The organism is Capsulimonas sp. (genome assembly GCF_039929585.1).
Classification (GTDB): Bacteria; Armatimonadota; Armatimonadia; order Armatimonadales; family Capsulimonadaceae; genus Capsulimonas.
Genome location: NZ_JBDSQY010000225.1, coordinates 1 through 18,380 on the forward strand (window position 1 = coordinate 1; position 18,380 = coordinate 18,380).

An 18,380-nucleotide genomic window follows, 5' to 3' on the forward strand; every position below is an offset into this window, starting at 1 on the left:
TGAGATTCGCGCATTAACTCTCGTTTACGCCTTGATTGTCTCGGAAGATTCAAGCGCGGCGGCGTGTGTTACGCGGTTTTTGCCGGCTTTCTTCGAGGCGCAAAGCGCCCAATCGGCTTGTTCGATCATCGCTGGAATATCCATCGTCGCAGGCGTCAAGGTGGCGACCCCAACGCTGATGGTCAATGGGCGGACGGGCCATGTCGCATTTTCCGTTGCGGCGCGGATGCGGTCGGCGATCGTGCAAGCCCCCTCGCTGTTGGTGTGAGGGAGGATAATGATAAATTCCTCGCCGCCATAACGCGCCACCAGATCCACGCCGCGCGTACTGCTCTGCATCACCTGAGCGACCGCCTTGAGCGCCTCGTCGCCGGCCGGATGGCCAAACGCGTCGTTGTAAGCTTTGAGGTCGTCGACATCCAGCAGCAGCAAAGACAGCGGCATGGCGTAACGCATCGCCCGGGCAAACTCCAGCTCCATTCGCTCCTCGAAGGCGCGCCGGTTCTTGAGGCCGGTCATTCCATCTAGCTTCGACAGTTCCTCCAGCTTTCGGTTGATCGCCTCCAGCCGGCTTTTGTGCGCTTCCATCTCCGCGCTGTAGCTGTTGATCTGCTCCATCTGTTCCTGAAGCTGTTTCTCATAACGCTTGCGTTCGGTAATGTCCCGGATGACGGCGCTGAAGAACGTCCCCTGCTCGGTGCTCCACGTCGCGAGCGAAAGCTCCAGCGGTATGTCCGCTCCATCTTTGCAGCGCCCGGACATCTCAACCGTCCGATTGAGCACCTTGGACTTGTCGCCCGGCGCAACTTTGCTGTAAAGCTTAGGCAAAATCATGTCGAGCGGACAGCCCAAAACTTCCCGCTCGCTGTAGCCGAACATTTTGCGCGCACCTGTGTTCCAGGAGATGATGCAATCGTCCTGGGTGACGGTAATAATGGCGTCGTTGGCGGACTGCGTGACAGAGCGAAAGCGCAGCTCGGATTCGTCACGCGCCATCTCGGCGAGCCGCCGCTCGGTGACATCGTGGACGATCGAATAGTGGTGAAGCCGCCCATCGATATGGACGGGGCCAGTATGCACTTCCACGTCACGGACTTCTCCGGACGCCAGTCGGTGACGCAGGTTATGGTAAGGCCGCTGCTCGGCGGTCGCCAGCGCCGCCTCGGCCCCGACCCGTCCGTCGTCGAACGCAAGGATGCCGGCCATTGTCCGGCCGCGAAGCTGCTCAAACGACCAGCCGTAAAAGGCGCAGGCCGCTGGATTGGCGTCCACGATTTCATCCGTCACGGCATCGACGAGAAGCTTCACCGCGCCATGACGCCGGAACGTCTGCCGATAACGCTCTTCGCTTTGCCGCAGGGCTTCCTGCGCCTGCTTGCGCTGCGTGATATCGACATTGGCGCAGATGCCGCCGATAACGGTCCCGTCCCCCTGGCGGATCGGAAAGGAATTGGAGAGAACATGGCAGAGGCTGCCGTCGGCGCGCAGGTCGGAGCGCTCCATACCTTCGAACGTCCGTCCCCGGAAAACTTCCGCGACCAGGTCCTTCATCGCCTCAGCTTCTTCGGGCCGACAGATCGCATCCCAAACCTCTTTGAGCAGAGTCGCCTCAGCGCCCAGCCCGTACTGGGCTTCGAAGGCGCGGTTCCACTCGAAGATGCGGCCCTTGGAATCGTAGCAAAAGCAGGCGACCGGCAGTCCTTGAAACAACTCCAAAAAACGCTGCGACGCATACTCATAAAGCATGACGCCGTCCTGGATATCCTCGTTCCGGATCTCCAGTTCGTGCTTACCTACCTCAAGTTCCTGTCGGCGCGCTTCCAGCCCCAGCTTCTCCGTCGTGAGATCCCGTGTGCGAGTCTCCAGCGCCCTCGTCACCCGTTTGCGTTTCTCAACGATCGATCCCAGCTGCGCCACCGTACGCTTCAATTCCAGCAGCGTGACCGCCTGCCGCGCCAGACGCCGCAAAGCGGCGGCGTCACTTTCAGAAAACTCCCGGACATCGCGCCCCATGACCAGCAGCGCGCCAAGGGCGAATCCGTCCTCGGTTACGAGCGGCGCCGCGGCGCAGAAGCGCACGGCGTCCGGCCCGGCAACGAAGGGATTTTCGGCAAAGCGGGCGTCCACACGGGCGTCGGGAATCCACAGCACATCGGGCCGCATGATGGCGGCCTCGGAAAAGGAACGGGAGCGAACGGCTTCAGGCTCGGACAATGCGGAGCCAACCAGGGATTTGCGCCACTCGCGCGCATCGTCGACAAGCGTGATCGCGGCGACGGAGGCGTGGAAAAGCGCGGCGGCAGTCGCGGCAAGGTCGTCGAAGGCCTCTTCCGGGGGAGAGTCCATCTGCCGATAGCGCCGCAGCGCATTAAGTCTGGCGGATTCATTCGTCGGCATAAGCGTGTTCATGCATCGATATTCGCGCGGCCCATCTCAGCGGCGCAAAATGGATTCGAAATACTCGTAATTTCCAGCGCGGCGGACCGCGCAGGCTTCCCACTGTAATATCGGACCGAACCCGGTAAAACTATAGGCGCCCAAGATGAGTTTTTCGAGCTTACGCGAACACTGCTATTTGTCGAACGACTTCACATGCCCGTCGAGATACAGATAGTTATGCGCGCACGGCGTATCCATCTCTCCGATCACGAAATCCGCCGGCGACTCCGTGGCCGCGAGCGACAGATTCACGGGCGGGTGGTACACGAATGTGCTGTCGGCCAGCGTAAACACGCTGCGTCTCTTGATGTAGGGGTCGATCCGATCCTGCACGTTGGACGGTGGCGGCAACTGCTCATCATAGTCCTGAATATATTGCATCAATCCCAGACCAATTTGCTTAAGGTTGGTCTGCACGATCTCTCGCTCTTCCAAGCAATCGAGCTTCTCTCCCGCCTCCAATTTTTCCCGCGCGCTGGCGACTCGCTTGACGAAATCGGTCACGAACAAATCTCCGTGTGCGACAAATGCGACGGCCTGACCAGTCGGCGACCACTGCGCATGCGGCGGATCAGGCCCAGGAGTCACGCCAAGCGGAGTAGAGGCGAATTTTTTCTTCCCCGCGCTTCGAAGCCAGATCGTAGACACCTCCACTGTCTCTTTATTTTCGGAATCGGGAAGCTTTCGCGTGACAACCTCCAGCGACAAATCGGGAGATTTTGGATCAATCAAGCTTGACTCGAAGGCGCCCAGTCCCAGCATCTGATCGTGATGGAGCGGCCATCCCGTCGGCCGCTCCGTCGCTTCCTCGGCGCCGCCGGCGAGGCTGTATTTGAATAGGATCTTCCCATCGCGCTCTTGGGGCGATCGGCGCTTCACCAGAAGCGACTGATCGTCCAGCCAGCCCATTGCCGCCTGATCGATCGCCAGCGAAATCACCTGACGACTGTCATCCCCGGGGCGATAGACAACTGCTGATTGGCAATTTGGAGACGCGTCTTCCGAAGGTTCCGCATTAGCAACATCCGTGGCAACCAGAACCCGCGTATGGTCCGGCGACCAGGCAATCATGGACGGCATGGCGCCGCCCATCCCTATGCCTACATGGACGATCTTGGGCTGCGACAGGTCTCCCAGAGTGTCGTAGGACTCGAAAACCGCCTCGAGTCCCGCAGGATCGCTCACAAGATTCGAGCCTTGAATCAGGTCGCCGCCTCCGGTCGCCGAGATACGCTGCACGATCAGATAACGCCCGTCGCCGGACCAGCCCGCCATGGAAACCATATCACGAGGATTTTGTCCGTGAAGCCCCCACCCCTTGCTTTTGGCGACCGTAATTTCCGCTGGCTCGCTGCGCCATGGATCGACATACTTGATCGCTAGCGACTTCTCGCCATGATCGAGCACAAGGCCTTCATAGGCAATCTTCTCCCCTGTGGGACTGTATTGAAACTCCATGATATGGCCGCGCAGCGTCATTTGGCGTGGCGCGGCCGCATCCAGGATGCGGCCATCGCCCACATAGATTCCATGACCCGCGCCCAGCGCACCAGGCATGGCGTCCTCAAAAGGGTCCGCGACAACCGGCAGAGCTGCCCAGAGCAGCAGTGAAGCGATCCCGGAACCCAAAGCGCGCTTGTAAAACATTGATGACCTCCGCCTCATCTGAGCATCCGTGATTTATTGATGATCTGGGCACGTGCAGCCTACTCCTGCGGTTTTGCAGGATGCTTGATTAGGCCGGTTAAAAACAGGTCGCCATGCGCCACAAACGCGACGGCTTTCCCCGTAGGCGCCCACTGCGCCTGCGGGTTGTCGGCTCCGGGAGCGACGCCCACCGGCAGCATCTCCGCCTTTCCATTCCCTAAATCATGCTTTACCCACACAGAACAGGCCGTCGCGGCGTCCACTCCGATCGTAGCAGGAAGACGGTTCGAGGCGATATCCAGTGTCAATAAAGGGTCTTTGGGATCGACATCCACTCGGACAATATGCTGCGGCCCCATTTCCAGGGCCGGAAACTTTCCCCACCACACTGGACGGATGAAGTCCGAGACGCTGCCGCTCGCAAGATCGTATAGCCGATCACTCGGCTTTTCTCCTTTGACCTTATGACGCATCAAAAGATGCGCGCCATCCATCCAGCCGAGCACAGAGTCTGACGGATCGATATTCAAGGAGGACGCCTTCCCGGCGACCGGATCGAACAAAAAGTAATTTCTCACTCTTCGTGTTGGGTGTTCTTTAGTAAAAAACAGGCTTTGGCTGACAAGGAGACGGTCGTGGGACGGCGACCAGGCATAATCCAGCCCGCTCAAAACCCCAGCGGCGGTCTGCATGTCGATCGGGATTGGCTGCGGGTCAATGGGATCCGCGTTCAAATCCGCGATCTCGATGCGAGGCGCGGACGCCTCTTCCTTATCGACAGAATCCGCCAGGGTACGGCGGAAGAGAAGATAGCGGTCGTCACCCGCCCACCCCACGATGTCCAGCAGCGGCGCGGCGCGCCCGTCCGCGACGTCGCGGGGCAGCAGCTGCTTGGCAAGTATCGTGACTTTGGGATCGTGCTTCCAGGTATCGACAATGTTGATCGAAAAGTACTGCTCGCCGTGATCCTCCACATAGGCCACATAGGCGATCTTCTCTCCCAGCGGGCTGAACTGGTAGTCTCGAACATCCTCACGCAGCGTCAGTTGTCGCGTGAATTCGACGTCCAGAACATTCCCACCCTCCTGGGTAATCCCGTGTGCGGCTCCGAGCGACCCGGGCGCGCCGGCCGCAATGGAAAGAGCCGGGCAAAGCAATAGGGCTACGGATGCGTAAGCAAGGCAAAATTTCATCTTGGGTCTCTTTGGGGAAATCTGCATCTGGCGACAGAAATAGAAGCACGATAGTTTCAACGTATGACCCCGAACACTCGAAAGGACTTCATGCAGGCCGGCTCTCTGTTTAAAGGACATCATTTACCGAGGTTTTTGACGTGCCCGTCCGCGTAGACCACGATCCGTCCGCAGGGCGTTACCATCTCGCCAATAATAATATCGGCCGGCGCGACGATGCTCGAATACGACAAATTCTTCGGCGCCCGATAGATAAACTGACAGCCTCCGAGCGAAAACGGACTGTCGTCGTGAAGGTAGGGAGTAATCGCTTGCCGAAACTCTGAAGCCGTCGGCAAGTGGTCATCATTGTCTTGAGTAAATTGCAGAATACCCAGAGCGATTTGCTTCAAGTTAGAAGATGCGGTAATTCCGTCTTCGGGGCAGCGCCACGGCTCTCCCGCCGCCAATTGCTCCCGTCGATTCGCGGGGCGCTTGATCAGATTCGCCAAGAAAACGTCGCCATGCGCGACGAAGGCGATGGCTTTTCCGGTGGGAGACCACTGCGCCTGCGGCGGCGACTTTCCTGTGATCACTCCTAGCGCCAGGACGCTTAATTTACTGGCAGCCGGATTCTGGCGCAGCCAAATCGTGGAGGCGGGCGTCGAGCCATCTTGCCGTGACGCGTTCAGGCGATGCGCGAGGATCTCCAGGATCAGCGACGGATCTTTGGGGTCGGCCGCGCTCAGCGGGGCGATCGGATTGTCCAGAGGAACCTGCCCCCAGCCCTCGGGACGCACGAATGCGGTCAGCGCCCCCGTCTGCAGATCGTAAGTCTGCAATGATGGATTCGTATCTTTGGCGACGATTTTGATAAGAAGATGCGCGCCGTCGCGCCAGCCACGCATGATCCAGGAGGGATCGAGCGGCAACAGCTGGAGATGATCCGTCATCGGTCGATACAGCCAGTAGTTTTGCTCCGTCCGAACCGGCGTCGCTTGAAAATAGGTAATACGCCCGCGGATCACCAGGAGATCGTGGTCGGGAGACCAACTGGCGTCGATTTCCACGGGTGTCCCATCATGTTCCACGGAACTCCCATCATGGTTTTCGGTCTCAAGAAAGATCGGCTTCGCTTGCGGCGCGGAGGCGCTCAGGTCGATCATTTCGATTTGCGGAGGAGGAGCGGTATCGTCCTCACCCGGAGCAGAGGAATCGCGCTGGAAGAGAACAAAACGGTCATCCCCCGACCAGCCCACGATTTTCAGCAATGTCGGTTCCGGCGGGTTGGCGATAAACTTCGGCAGCCGCTGCTTGGTCAGCAGCGTGACTTCCGGCACATGACGCCACGTATCCACAACCTTGAGGGCATAGTACTGCTCCCCATGGTCTTCCACATAGGTCACGTAAGCGATCTTCTCGCCCGATGGGCTGAAATGATACGCTTTGATATCCTCACGCAGCGTCAGCTGCCGCGTGGATTCGACAGCCAAAACCTTCCCTTCCCCTAGGTAGATCCCGTGCTCGGGTCCAAGCGATCTAGGCGTGTCGGCAAAGACCGGCAGGACCGACCAGAGGAGGGTAACGGCAAAGGCGGATGTAACGATACGGCGGAGCTTCATCTTGGCTCTTTCAAGGCAGTGATCCAACACGCGGCGAGACCCAAGGCGCACGGCGATGCTGTTACTTGTCGACGATCATGACATGACCGTCGGCATAAAGGACGATGTGGGCGCAGGGCAATTCCATTTCGCCGAGAACGGTTTGGGCGGGCTCATCCATGCTCGCCATAGCCAAATCCGCAGGAGCATGGTACACGAATCGGCTGCCGTCCAGAGTAAAGAGGCTAATCGTTTTCAGATAGGGATAGATCGTCTTTTCGAGATTCGCGGCGGCAGGAAAATGCTCGTCGTTGTCCTGAGCGTACTGAAGAATACCCAGAGCGATCTGCTTGAGGTTTGAGGCCGCAAGATGCTTTTCTTCTTCGCAGCTCATCTTTTCTCCGACGGACTGCTTTTCTAATGCGGTGGCGGAACGCTTGGCGAGGTTCGCCAGAAAGATATCGCCGTGGGCGACAAACGCCACGGCCTTCCCGGTCGGCGACCAGGATGCTTCCGGGAAGTCGTTCCCTGGAACGACGCCGACTGGGAACGCGGAGAACTTCTTACCGGCGGTAGTACGGCGGATCCAGATCATGGACGCTTCCGCCGTGTCATCGCCGCGCGATGACGCCAGATGGTGCGTGACAATATCCAATTGCAGTGCTGGGTCTTTCGGATCGGTCTTTTTCGGCGCCCAATGATGACTGGCGGACAATTCCGGGTCCGACATCATCCCCATCCAACTGGGACGCGTGGAGGCGGATGCGACGCCAGTCGCCAAATCGTAACTCTGAAATGCCGGCGTCTCGGTATTCATCCCGCGCGCAATCGTCAGTCGCGCGTCATCCATCCACCCCAGCACGGTATCGACGGGATCGACTTTCAGCGTCCGCGCCTGAGCGGCGGCGGGATCGCAGAGAAAATAACGGACGTAGTGACTGCTCCCGCCATCGTTACTGGGAGAAAGCTTCTTGCCGATGAGCAGACGGTCATGCGACGGAGACCAGGCGTAATCCCAGCTGACCTCACCCGGCTCGGATTCATTTGGGTCCGTGAGGATCGGCTGCGGTTCCCGCGAGCCCGAGGAGAGGTCCACCCTCTCGATCGACGACGATATCTGCTGACCACTCTGGGCCGAATACGTAAGACGATGGAACAGCACATACCGATCGTCGCCCGCCCAGCCCAGGATTTCTAGCTCGAACGTCTTCTGAGATTCTCCCGCTCCCGTCTGCCACGGCTGCTTGACCAAGGTCTGGATTTCGGGCTCATGCCGCCATGTGTCGACGATCTTGATCGCGAGAAACTTCTCACCATGATCTTCCAGGGACGTGACGAACGCGATCTTCTCTCCGGACGGACTGAATTGAAGAGTCCAGACACCCTCACGCAGCGTCAGCTGGCGCGTGGACTCAAGATCCAGGATCTTCCCCTCTCCAACATAGACCCCATGGTCACGCCCAAACGAACCTGGGGCGGCTGAGAGCGATAACGCCGGGTAGGCTGAGAGCGGAAGCGCTGAAAGAGACAGTACGGCGGCGGTGATTGTAGATATGAGGGCTTGGCGTATGGGCATCGTGGGTCTCCCGAGAGTCATCATACGATAGAAAACGGGAAACAGGCAAATTGGTTTCGAGGAAATTTGAGGAATTGGGAGCGGGATTGAAAGCGACGCCCGGCGATATCTATCGCCGGGCGGATTTTATTCCTTGCCGCCGGAGAACTTCGCGCCTTCGACGATGGAGCGCTGCATCACAAGAAACACAGCTACGAGAGGCAGGACCGCCACGGCGACGGCGGCGAACAACTGGGCGAGGTGCATGGTTTGGGCGGTGAGGAAAGTAGACAGCACGACTTGAACGGTCCACGAGCTGGGGTCTTGACCGATCACAAGCGGCCACAAGAACGAATTCCAGCTGCCGATGAAGGTGAGCACGCCCAGGGCCGTCATGATACTGGTGGAGTTGGGCAGCAGCAGACGCCAGTAGACGCCGAAGTAACCCAGACCATCCAGCCTCCCCGCTTCTTCAATCTCCACCGGAAAGCGCAGATAGAACTGCCGGAACAAGAAGATGGAAAAGGCGCTGAAGAGACCGGGCGCGATGACGCCCCACTGCGTGTTGACGCCGCCGAGAAAGGCCATGACCGCGAAGGCCGGCACAAAAGTCACAGCGCCGGGGATCATCAGGGTGGCGACAATGAGGCCGAAGACGAAATCACGCCCGCGCGCCGGAATGCGCGCCAGCGCATATCCCGCCATGGAGGAGAACAGCGTTTGAAAGACAAGCGTGACGACCGCGATCACCGCCGAGTTGATCAGGCCGGTCCGCATCTGGTTGTCGGGATCGTCGAATAGTGTACGAAAATTTTCCCAGTGCGGCGTCGCTGGGAACCACACCCAGCCGGGCGCCGTGATCTCGGCGTCCGTCATCAGCGCGCTGCGCACGATCAAATAGAACGGCAGCACGAAGAGCGTCGCCAGCACGGTGAGCAGAGCGTAGCGCGGGATTTGCGACCAAAATTGTTGAGAGCGCGGCTTCATCGCGGGCCTTTCCTTGAGAGTCGATTACTTTTCCGACCGTCCCAGGCCGAAGAGCTTGCCGGGGATCAGCGTGACCGCGCAAATCAGCGCCGTGAGAATAAAGGCGCCGGCGGCGCCGCGCCCGAAGTCCTGATCCCCCAGCGCCGTCGAGTACAAATAAACGAGCGGCGGCCGGGCGAGGGACGCATTGCCGGCCGATTGTCCGCCACCACCCAGAATATTGTAAAACTCATCGAACGCCTGGAACGCGCCGATCAGATTGAGCATCAGCACCGAGATGGACGTGTTGCGCAGCTGCGGCAGCGTGATATAGCGCAGCATCGGCCATCCCGGGCTTGCCCCATCCACCGCCGCCGCTTCATAGAGCGTCTTCGGAATCTCCTGAAGGCCGGCGATGAAGATGATCATATAGAAGCCGACTTGCAGCCATAAGCGCAGCGTCACCAGCACAAGCCAGTACCACGGCGGATCGACCGTCCCGATCCAGGCGATCGGGTGAATGCCGAACGGCGCCAGCAGATGGTTCATAAATCCGAACGAGAGACCGTTGAACAAGCTGATCCGCCAGATTAGCGACGCCACCACATACGAGACCGCCGACGGAATAAAGAATACGGTCCGCCAGAACGACCGTCCCCACCCAGCCTTGTCCACCAGCAGCGCCAGCCCCAGCGACATCGCCCAGGTCAGCGGCACGATAAACAGCGAGTAGAGCACCATCGTGACGAGCGAGCGCAAAAACGCCTCGTCCGTCAGCATATCGGCGTAGTTGCGCAGTCCGACGAAATGCCCCGGATGGATAGTGTTCTGCGCGTGGGACAGGCTGAGCAGAAATCCCCAGACAATCGGCACGATCGTGAAGACGAGCAATCCGATCAGCGAGGGCGCGACAAACGCCCAAAAAGCGAGTGTCGCTCCCGGACGAGGGCGTGACCTCACGGCGGGAGTTTTCTTGACTATGGGAGTGGTGATGGCCATCGTTGGTTGTCTCTTGTCGGTGTTTAAATCGTTATGAAATTAAAACGGGATTCGGTCCCCTGCCCCCAATTCTGCGGGAGGAGCGGGAGCGTCTTACTCCTGCATCCTTCGCAGCACGACCTCGCATTTGTGGGCGGCGACGGCGAGCGATTCGGCGGCGGGGCGGCCTTCCTTGAGGATATGCGTGGCTGCATCGGTGAGCGCGGTGCCCATGGCGCTATTCCATTGCGGCGGCAGCGCGTGGCCGTAGACACTGAGGTTGTGCACGGCGTCGGCGGCGGCGGGAGCGCGCAGGGCGTCGGCGGTCAGAGCGACGCTGGCGCGGCATGGGACATGGAACCCGTACGAGAGGCACCAGTCTTTTTGGAGATCCGTGCGGTCGATCCAGAGCCACTTGACGTACTTCTTCGCTTCTTCGATTTGGGAGCTCTGGGCGTTGACCATCGCGGTCCAGCCGCCGAGGAACGTCGCGGGCGCTCCCTGCGCGTCCAGCGCGGGCCAGGGAAGCACCCCGAAGTCGTCGCCGAGCGCCTTTCGGATCGCGGGATACGCCCAAAGGCCCGTCCACTGCATAGCGGCGAGTCCCTGAGTGAACGCCGACGGGTCGTACCAGTCCGTCGGCGCGCCCATCAGCAGTGCGTTTGTGGCGTTCAACTCCAACAACTTTTCGTACGCCGCCGCCGTGCGTGGATTGCTGAACACGACACGGCCATCCACCAGGAAGTCGCTTCCCGCCGACCAGGGAACGATGGTGAGCAGAGAGCCAACGCCGCCGTCGTTGCCGACAAAGAGGCTCTTTCGTTCCGCCTTGTTCAGGACCTTGACGGCTTCGATCAGCGCGTCCATTGTTCCCGGCGGCTCTACTCCACTCTTTTCCAGAATGCTTTTGCGGTAATAAAGCGCTGCGGTGTCATCGAACATCTTCACGCCGTAGATCTTGCCGCCGACGGAGTTCAACGCCAGGTCCTTCGGATTGAAATCCGCTCGGATCTCCGGGGTGAACAGATCGTCCAGGGGAACAACCTCTCCCGCCGTAACCATCGGCAGGCTCAGGGAGGATTCAAACACATCAGGGCCATTGCGAGTCAGCAGCGCAGTACCGAGCTTCGTGCTGTAGTCGCCGGGGATCCAGACGACGCGGACGGCGATATCCGGGTGAAGTTTCGTGTACTCACGGGCGTAACGCTGGACGGCTTCCTGAGCGCCCGGCTCGCCGTACTGGTGATACCACTGCGTCAGGGTGACCCGCGCTCCGGGAACGCCTTTCGGGCCACACCCGGCCAGCAGTACACCGGCGGCGAAGGTCGCCGTCTTCAAAAACTGGCGGCGTGTGAGGGAAACGTTCATAAGCGGGTCACTGTCGTGCATCTATGAGACTCCTGAGGAAGCGCGCAGCGCAAGCGTCGGCTGAAGCGTGATACGCTGCGGCGGCGCGTCAGGTTCCTGCATCCGCCGCTTCAAATACCGCCAGGCGAGCGCGCACATCTCGTCGATCGGCAGAACGATCGTGCTGAGCGGCGTCGTCAAATACTCAATGTCCTCAATGCCGTCGCAGCCGATCAGCGCAACATCGTCCGGAATGCGCAGGCCCAGGTCACGCAGCACCCGACTGGCGGCGATGGCGGCGTCGTCGTTATGGCAGAACATTGCTTCGGGATGTCCGTGCGCGGCAATATATTCGGCGAGCGAGCGGCGAACGTCTGAGCGCGATTCCCCGTCCGTCTCAATCACTTCGGGAGCAAGATCGGCTTCGGCCATGACTTCCAGATAAGCCAATCGCCGGTCGTCGCACTGGTGGCTCGGCGTCAGCAGGGCGACCCGTCGGCGGCCCGACGCCAGCAAATGCTCCACCGCCGTGCGGGAGACGCCGTAAAAATCCACGCCGACCCAGTCGAGCGCTTCCGGGTCCAGGATCGCGCCGGTCAGAACAAGCGGAACGCGGCGCGAGTCGCTCTGCGCCATCGCCGTCCAGCCATGGGGCGGCGCGCCGTGCGTCACAATCCCATCCGCGTTCTCCGGCGTCATCTGCGGAAACGGCTTTCCTTCGCCGCCTCCGTAAAGTCGAATGAACAGGTGATATCCGGCCGCCTCGATCTGCGTCTCGAACGCCTGCGCCACATGCGCGTTATACGCGACGGCGAGGTCACGGATCCAAAAGGCGACGCTTCCGGTCTGCCCGGTCGCCAGCGCCCGGGCGATCGCGTTGGGCCGGTACTCCAGCTCCGCCGCCAGCGCCATGACGCGGCGGCGTGTTTCCGGCGCGAACGGCGCCTGCGGATCGTTCAGGATGCGCGACACGCTCCCTTTGGAAAGCCCCAGCCGCGTGGCAAGATCATTGATATTGACGTTCTTTTTCAGCATTTTCACAAACGTATGAAACCGGTTTTATAACACCGGTTTCATTGTAACACACGCGATCTTGCCTGTCAATATCTCTTTTTGCTTCCATGTATTTCGTCTTCGCACGGATTGGAGGTTATAATAACCGTATCGACGCCGCATGTCCATGCCCCCATGGAGCCCAGCGCGAAGGAGTCCCATTTGAAGCCGTTCACGCATACCGCCGCCGCTCTCGTTTTGCTGATGATGACGCCGGGCTGCGTCTCCCATTCCAACCCGCCCGCGACGGCGGCGGCTCCCGTCGCCGCAGCGCATCCATCATTTGACGCTGACCGCGCGTTCGGCTTCCTGAAGTCGCAATGCGATCTTGGGCCGCGCCCGCCCCACTCGGCGGCGCATGAGAAGTGCAAGGATTATATTCTTCAGCAGCTCACGCCTTACGTGGACAAGGTGGATACGCAGATCTTCCCATACCGCGACTCCACGCGCGGCGTGCGCCTGTCGCTAACGAATATTATCGGCGTGATCAACCCCCACGCCAAGCGCAAAATCGTGCTGTTCACACACTGGGACACACGCCCGACGGCGGATAATGAGCTGGATGAACCAAATAAAAAGAAGCCAATCGTCGGGGCCGACGACGGCGCATCCGGCACGGCAGTCCTGCTGGAGCTGGCGCGCCAGTTCCATGACAAGAAGCCAGATATCGGCGTGGTGCTGCTGTTCGTCGACGGCGAGGATTGGGGTCCGGGCGAAGACAAGATGTACCTGGGCGCCCGATACTTCGCCAAACACCCCGGCGATTACAAGCCCGACTACGCCATCCTGCTGGACATGATCGGCGACAACCATCTGGAAGTCCATCGCGAGATCACGTCGGAAAAGCTCCATCCCGAGCTCAACAACAAAGTCTGGAAGGCTGCCGGCGACCTCGGCTACCGCGCCCAGTTCCCCGACGACACCAAGTGGGAAATCACCGACGACCACGACTCCTTCAACGCCGCCGGCATCCCCGCCGTCGACCTGATCGACTTCGACTACGCCTACTGGCACACGCTGGGAGATACGCCCGAGCATTGCAGCCCGGAGAGTTTGAAGGTAACGGGTGAAGTGGTGTCACGGGTGGTTTATGGCGAGAAGTAGCGGCGGATCGGGTGCGCTTCTGAGTTGAACACGACCTTCCCCAAATCCAGCGTCTTCTTTGGCGCATAGAGTAAGTAGAGATATTTGAGCGTTTCCGCGAAGAAGAAGCTCTCCATGTCGTCGCCCTGCTTCTTTTTCTCCACATTGTCCAGCGCTGTGAACGCCGTGTCGGTGCGGCAGTACTTCACGATGCTGTCCAGAAACATACTTCCCATGTCCAGATATTTTGGGTCTTTGGTGTCAGTGTAGAGATAGTAGGCCGACTCGATGATCTCGGGGCGCAGGACGTAGCCCGGAGATGTGATCGTCATCGTGCTGTAATCAAGCTGTTCGGGTTCGACGCCCGCCAGTGTCCACATTTTGTAGCACGAATCTTCCAGGCGCTTGGCGCGGGGCAGGTCTTTGTTGAGGGCGAGAAGGGCGGGGAAGTAGGCGTCGAGGGCGCCGTAATGGGTTGCTTGGCGTTCGCCGGTGTTCATATTTGTCTGGCCGTACCAGAGGCCGCCGTGGGTCTCGTCGGCGACGTATTTGTTTACCGAGGCAATGCTCGACCGCCACATCCGTTCGCAGTCTTTGTCGCCGAAGAGAATAGCGCATTTCAGAAGATACTCGTAGTAGGCGTCGACCAAAGCGCCGACCTGGCACGTGTCGCTTGTCCACTTTCCCGTCTCGATATTCATCGTCGCCCCGACAAGGCCGAGCGGCGACTGCCGGTCGTAAACGGCCACGACGGCGCGCTTCGCCTTTTCGTAGTAGATCTTTTTGCCGGTCAGCTTGCTCAGCGTCCCGAACTCGAACAAGTAAGAACCGGCTTCGGCGGGGCAGCTGTCCACGCCGCTGACCTTGCCCGTTTTCAGATTGATGCTGACGTAGGGAAGCCCAGTGGGCGATTCGAAGATGGGGAGCAGGCGGGTTCCGAGGTCGTCGGCCAAGGCCAGCAGGCGCGGATCGCCCGTAAGCTGATAGGCGCTGTTCAGTCCTCCGAGCAGCCGAATGGAGATTTCGAAGGCTTTGACCTCGACATCCTGATCGAATGATAGTTTCGTATCGATCAGCGCGCGCGCTTCGTCGGCTTCTTTGGTCAGTCCCATCAGATGCAGCGTGTCCAGAGCGTCGACCGGAGTCATCAGCAGCGACACGCCGTACCAGTCGCGCGGCTGATTGCTGACGGGCAGCACCTCGTCATGCCCCCACGCATATTTCTTATAGCCGTTCCACGCGTGCAGACACTCCTGGCGCACCCGCTCCGCCGTCGCGCGCTTTCGCGCATCGGTCCACTTTTGCGACGCGTCTTGTTTGACGCCCTCCGCAAACGACGGAAACGACAGCGCGGACATCAGCAGCGCCGCTGCAATCACTATCTTCTTCATACATCCTCCCAGCCACAACCATCACGAAAACTACGCTCATAATATCATAGCTTTCAATTATCATCTTGTCTTTGAACGATAATTCTTGTACTATATTGATATGTCGAGAGATTTTTCCAACGATTTAAAACTGCGCCTGCGATGGGAGGAGATTGCGCCAGGGCGCGATTTTCATGCGGCGCTCGTGCGCTTCACCAATGGAAGTGGGGGCATGGAGCACGCACACGATTTTTGGGAGATGATGTCCGTCGTCTCGGGGCATGGCGTCCATACCGTGAATGGCGCTGCTGAAACGCTTCACGAAGGAGACCTGCGGCTCATTCGGCCACAGGACCGTCACCGGATCGCCGCGCCGCCCGGCGGGAGTTTGCTGTTCGTCAATGTCGCTTTTCGGTCTGAAGCCTGGGCTGGCTTTCTCCCAGCCGCCGGACTGATCGACGACGCCAGCGCGTGGGAAAGCGCCGCTCAGCCGCCGGGCGTCTACCTGAAAGATGGGCGGCGAGAGATCGCTGTGGAAGCGTTCCAGCGCATGCTCCGCGCCTTCCAGGCACAGCCCACGCGACTTGAGCTGTGCCGCTTCTGGAGCATCGTTCTGCCGCTGCTCCAAAGCCAGGACAGCGCCACAAACGCCAATAGCGGCCCGGACTGGCTAAGTCGCGCCTGCCGCGCCATGCGCGCCCCGCAGAACCTACTCGAAGGATTACCGCGCCTGATCGCTCTCAGCGGCGTCAGTCCCGCGCATCTGTCACGCACGCTTCAGCAGCATCATGGGCAGACGCCGACGGAGTTCGTCAATGACCTGCGTCTAACACGCGCCGCAAGCCTGCTCGCAACTACCACGGACGAGATCATCGTTATCGCCGGCGACTGCGGCTTCGACAACCTCTCCTACTTCTATCGCCGCTTCCGCCAAAAACATGGCTGTACGCCCCGCGATTACAGACTGCACGCTCACCGCTCGGTGGCTCCGTAGCGCGACAAAGCGGCGAAGGCGACTGAGCAAAGGCCAATCGGCGTCTGCGGCTGCGCGCCGGCGATGCTGCGGGCGCTGGCGACGGCTAAGGCCGATCTCGAATAATCGACCGGATACAGTCCGCGTCCGTCGGCGTCGCCGGGGTGAAGATGATGAGGCCAAGATCGGGGCGCCCTTCGACCTTGAACGTCGAATATTCCAGCGTCATCGGCCCGCCGGTCCCGTGATGGAAGTGCTTGGCGCCCTCCCCATAATCTAAAACATCATGATCGCGCCAGATCTCCGCGAATTCGGGACTGGCCTGGATCATATCGGCGACCAGCGCCGCAATCCGTTCGGACCCACCCGACCTGGCGGCGTCCGAGCGAAACGCCCCCACAACCCGGCGCGCTTCTTTCTCCCAGCCCAGCGTCTTATTCCGAACGCGAGGATGGCTGAAGAAGAGGCGCAGGATGTTGCGCTGCTCCGGCGCAATCGCCCCATAGTCCGCCAGAACAGCCTCTGCGGCATGGTTCCACGCCACGATGTCCCACGCAGTCGTCCGTACAATGGCCGGACTGAACTCCATGGAATCGAGCACGCGCTGCAATTGCGGCGTCACGCCCTCCGGCTCCTGATACTGGACCGCTGGCGGCCGGTGCTGAGCGAGCAAAAAGAGATGTTCGCGCTCGGCTGGCGTGAGCTCGAGGGCGCATGCAATCTGATCGAGCACATCGGCCGACGGCGCTCCGCCGCGTCCCTGTTCGAGCCACGTGTACCAGGTCGCGCTAACGTTCGCACGCTGGGCAACCTCCTCGCGCCGCAGTCCGGGCGTCCGACGCCGCGTCGGCGCGATGCCAAACGCCGCAGGATCGAGCTTCGCGCGCCGGTTCTTCAGATAGTTTCCGAGTGAGTTGTCTTCTACGTTCGCCATTGATATCCTTTGACGTCACGCAAGACGCCGAGAGGCCGGCGAATGAATTCGCGCCTCGAAGTGCACGATGTCCACCTGCGTGGACTCCAGACAAGAAACGCAATCGCCAGGTTTCTGGAGTGCCCGGAGGGTGGGCGCCCTTTGGGCATCGTGCACTTCTAGCCGTGAATTTATTCGCCAGGCGCATCGGACATTGCGCCATTGTTAGCCTGTTAGTCCTGATACTAGTATAACGCCACGACTTTTACTTGTACTTCCGAGTCAGCATAATAGGAATTGACCGTAAGACAATGAAACTCCTCTGTTTTGAAAGAAAGGCTTTTCCCATGCGTGTATTCGTTACTGGAGCAACAGGATTTATCGGCTCCGTCGTCGTGCGTGAGTTGATCGAGGCGGGTCATCAAGTTCTCGGACTTTCGCGCTCGGACGCCGGCGCCGAGTCCCTCATCGCCGCCGGCGCACAGGTGCATCGCGGCGATGTCGAAGACTTAGAAAGCCTGCGCAGCGGCGCCGCGCAGGCAGACGGCGTCATCCACACCGCCTTTATCCACGACTTTGCAAAGTTTGTGGAGAATTGCGAGATCGACCGTCGCGCTATCGAAGCAATGGGCGACGTGCTCGCCGGCTCCGACCGTCCCTTCGTCATCACCTCCGGCACGGGAGCCGCCAGCACTCCAGGCCGCCCCTCGACCGAGGATGACGCGGCCAACTCCCACATCCCCCGCGTCGCTTCGGAACAAGCAGCGGACGCGGCGCTTGCGGAAGGCGCGCACGTTTCCGTGGTGCGCCTTCCTCAGGTTCACGATCCGCTGAAGCAGGGATTGATCTCCCCTTTGATCGCCGTAGCCCGCGAAAAAGGCGTCTCGGCGTATGTCGGCGACGGCCTCAACCGCTGGCCCGCCGTTCACCTGCTCGACGCCGCCCATCTTTACAAGTTGGTGCTGGAAAAGGGAACGAAGGGAACCCGCTACAACGCAGTCGGGGAAGAGGGCGTCACGGCAAAAGAGATCGCCGAATCTCTCGGCCGGGGCCTGAATCTCCCGGTCGTCTCCCTGTCTCCAGAGGAGGCCGGCGAGCACTTTGGCTGGATGGGAATGTTCGTGGCTCACGACATGCCGGCCTCCAGCGCGCTGACACAGGAGCGACTGGGCTGGCGGCCCACCGGGCCAGGGCTGATCGCCGATCTTGACCAGGTGGGGTATCTCTGATACTCGATACTTTGCCGCTTAATCTCACTTAAATGGTTTCGGCCCCTCCGCCCC

14 protein-coding genes are annotated in these 18,380 nt (G+C 60.0%); 3 read left to right on the forward strand and 11 right to left on the reverse strand.

All coding sequences use genetic code 11. The features are described from left to right. Positions 1 to 24: 24 nt before the first annotated feature. The 9 genes from ABIZ35_RS16685 to ABIZ35_RS16725 form a co-directional block, all read right to left on the reverse strand. Positions 25 to 2,397: a PAS domain S-box protein gene (locus tag ABIZ35_RS16685; RefSeq protein ID WP_348221059.1), complete on the reverse strand. Its 2,373-nt coding sequence runs from the start codon at positions 2,395 to 2,397 to the stop codon at positions 25 to 27. A gap of 174 nt (positions 2,398 to 2,571) precedes the next feature. Continuing rightward, complete coding sequence (locus ABIZ35_RS16690; RefSeq protein ID WP_348221060.1) at positions 2,572 to 4,086, reverse strand: hypothetical protein; 1,515 nt, start codon at positions 4,084 to 4,086, stop codon at positions 2,572 to 2,574. A 59-nt stretch (positions 4,087 to 4,145) separates the two neighbouring features. Beyond that, positions 4,146 to 5,279: a hypothetical protein gene (locus ABIZ35_RS16695; protein ID WP_348221061.1), complete on the reverse strand. Its 1,134-nt coding sequence runs from the start codon at positions 5,277 to 5,279 to the stop codon at positions 4,146 to 4,148. Positions 5,280 to 5,398: 119 nt separating this feature from the next. Next, positions 5,399 to 6,880, reverse strand: a complete 1,482-nt coding sequence (locus tag ABIZ35_RS16700) for a hypothetical protein (RefSeq protein WP_348221062.1) — start codon at positions 6,878 to 6,880, stop codon at positions 5,399 to 5,401. Positions 6,881 to 6,941: 61 nt separating this feature from the next. Then, positions 6,942 to 8,435 carry a hypothetical protein gene (locus ABIZ35_RS16705; RefSeq protein ID WP_348221063.1) on the reverse strand — a complete coding sequence of 498 codons (1,494 nt, stop codon included), beginning with the start codon at positions 8,433 to 8,435 and terminating at the stop codon, positions 6,942 to 6,944. Positions 8,436 to 8,561: 126 nt separating this feature from the next. Next, positions 8,562 to 9,401 (reverse strand): carbohydrate ABC transporter permease, encoded by an 840-nt coding sequence (locus ABIZ35_RS16710; protein WP_348221064.1) that lies wholly within the window; start codon positions 9,399 to 9,401, stop codon positions 8,562 to 8,564. A gap of 24 nt (positions 9,402 to 9,425) precedes the next feature. Continuing rightward, complete coding sequence (locus ABIZ35_RS16715; protein WP_348221065.1) at positions 9,426 to 10,379, reverse strand: sugar ABC transporter permease; 954 nt, start codon at positions 10,377 to 10,379, stop codon at positions 9,426 to 9,428. Between the two features lie 93 nt (positions 10,380 to 10,472). Further along, positions 10,473 to 11,747, reverse strand: coding sequence for an extracellular solute-binding protein (locus ABIZ35_RS16720; protein ID WP_348221066.1), 1,275 nt, complete (start codon positions 11,745 to 11,747; stop codon positions 10,473 to 10,475). Beyond that, a complete protein-coding gene (locus ABIZ35_RS16725) occupies positions 11,748 to 12,740 on the reverse strand; it encodes a LacI family DNA-binding transcriptional regulator (protein ID WP_348221067.1) in 993 nt (330 codons plus the stop codon). It lies immediately after the preceding gene. Between the two features lie 180 nt (positions 12,741 to 12,920). On the opposite strand from ABIZ35_RS16725, the gene ABIZ35_RS16730 reads away from it, so the two are divergent. Next, positions 12,921 to 13,862: a M28 family peptidase gene (locus tag ABIZ35_RS16730; RefSeq protein WP_348221068.1), complete on the forward strand. Its 942-nt coding sequence runs from the start codon at positions 12,921 to 12,923 to the stop codon at positions 13,860 to 13,862. Here ABIZ35_RS16730 and ABIZ35_RS16735 read toward each other — a convergent pair. Next, positions 13,847 to 15,232, reverse strand: a complete 1,386-nt coding sequence (locus ABIZ35_RS16735; RefSeq protein ID WP_348221069.1) for a glycoside hydrolase family 47 protein — start codon at positions 15,230 to 15,232, stop codon at positions 13,847 to 13,849. The two genes, ABIZ35_RS16730 and ABIZ35_RS16735, sit on opposite strands and share 16 nt — an antisense overlap. Positions 15,233 to 15,332: 100 nt before the next feature. Here ABIZ35_RS16735 and ABIZ35_RS16740 point away from each other — a divergent pair, with 100 nt between their 5' ends. Beyond that, a complete protein-coding gene (locus ABIZ35_RS16740) occupies positions 15,333 to 16,205 on the forward strand; it encodes an AraC family transcriptional regulator (RefSeq protein ID WP_348221070.1) in 873 nt (290 codons plus the stop codon). 85 nt (positions 16,206 to 16,290) lie between these two features. Here ABIZ35_RS16740 and ABIZ35_RS16745 read toward each other — a convergent pair whose 3' ends face one another. Next, a complete protein-coding gene (locus tag ABIZ35_RS16745) occupies positions 16,291 to 17,118 on the reverse strand; it encodes a helix-turn-helix transcriptional regulator (protein ID WP_348221071.1) in 828 nt (275 codons plus the stop codon). A gap of 326 nt (positions 17,119 to 17,444) precedes the next feature. On the opposite strand from ABIZ35_RS16745, the gene ABIZ35_RS16750 reads away from it, so the two are divergent. After that, positions 17,445 to 18,326 carry an SDR family oxidoreductase gene (locus tag ABIZ35_RS16750; protein ID WP_348221072.1) on the forward strand — a complete coding sequence of 294 codons (882 nt, stop codon included), beginning with the start codon at positions 17,445 to 17,447 and terminating at the stop codon, positions 18,324 to 18,326. Positions 18,327 to 18,380 lie beyond the last annotated feature (54 nt).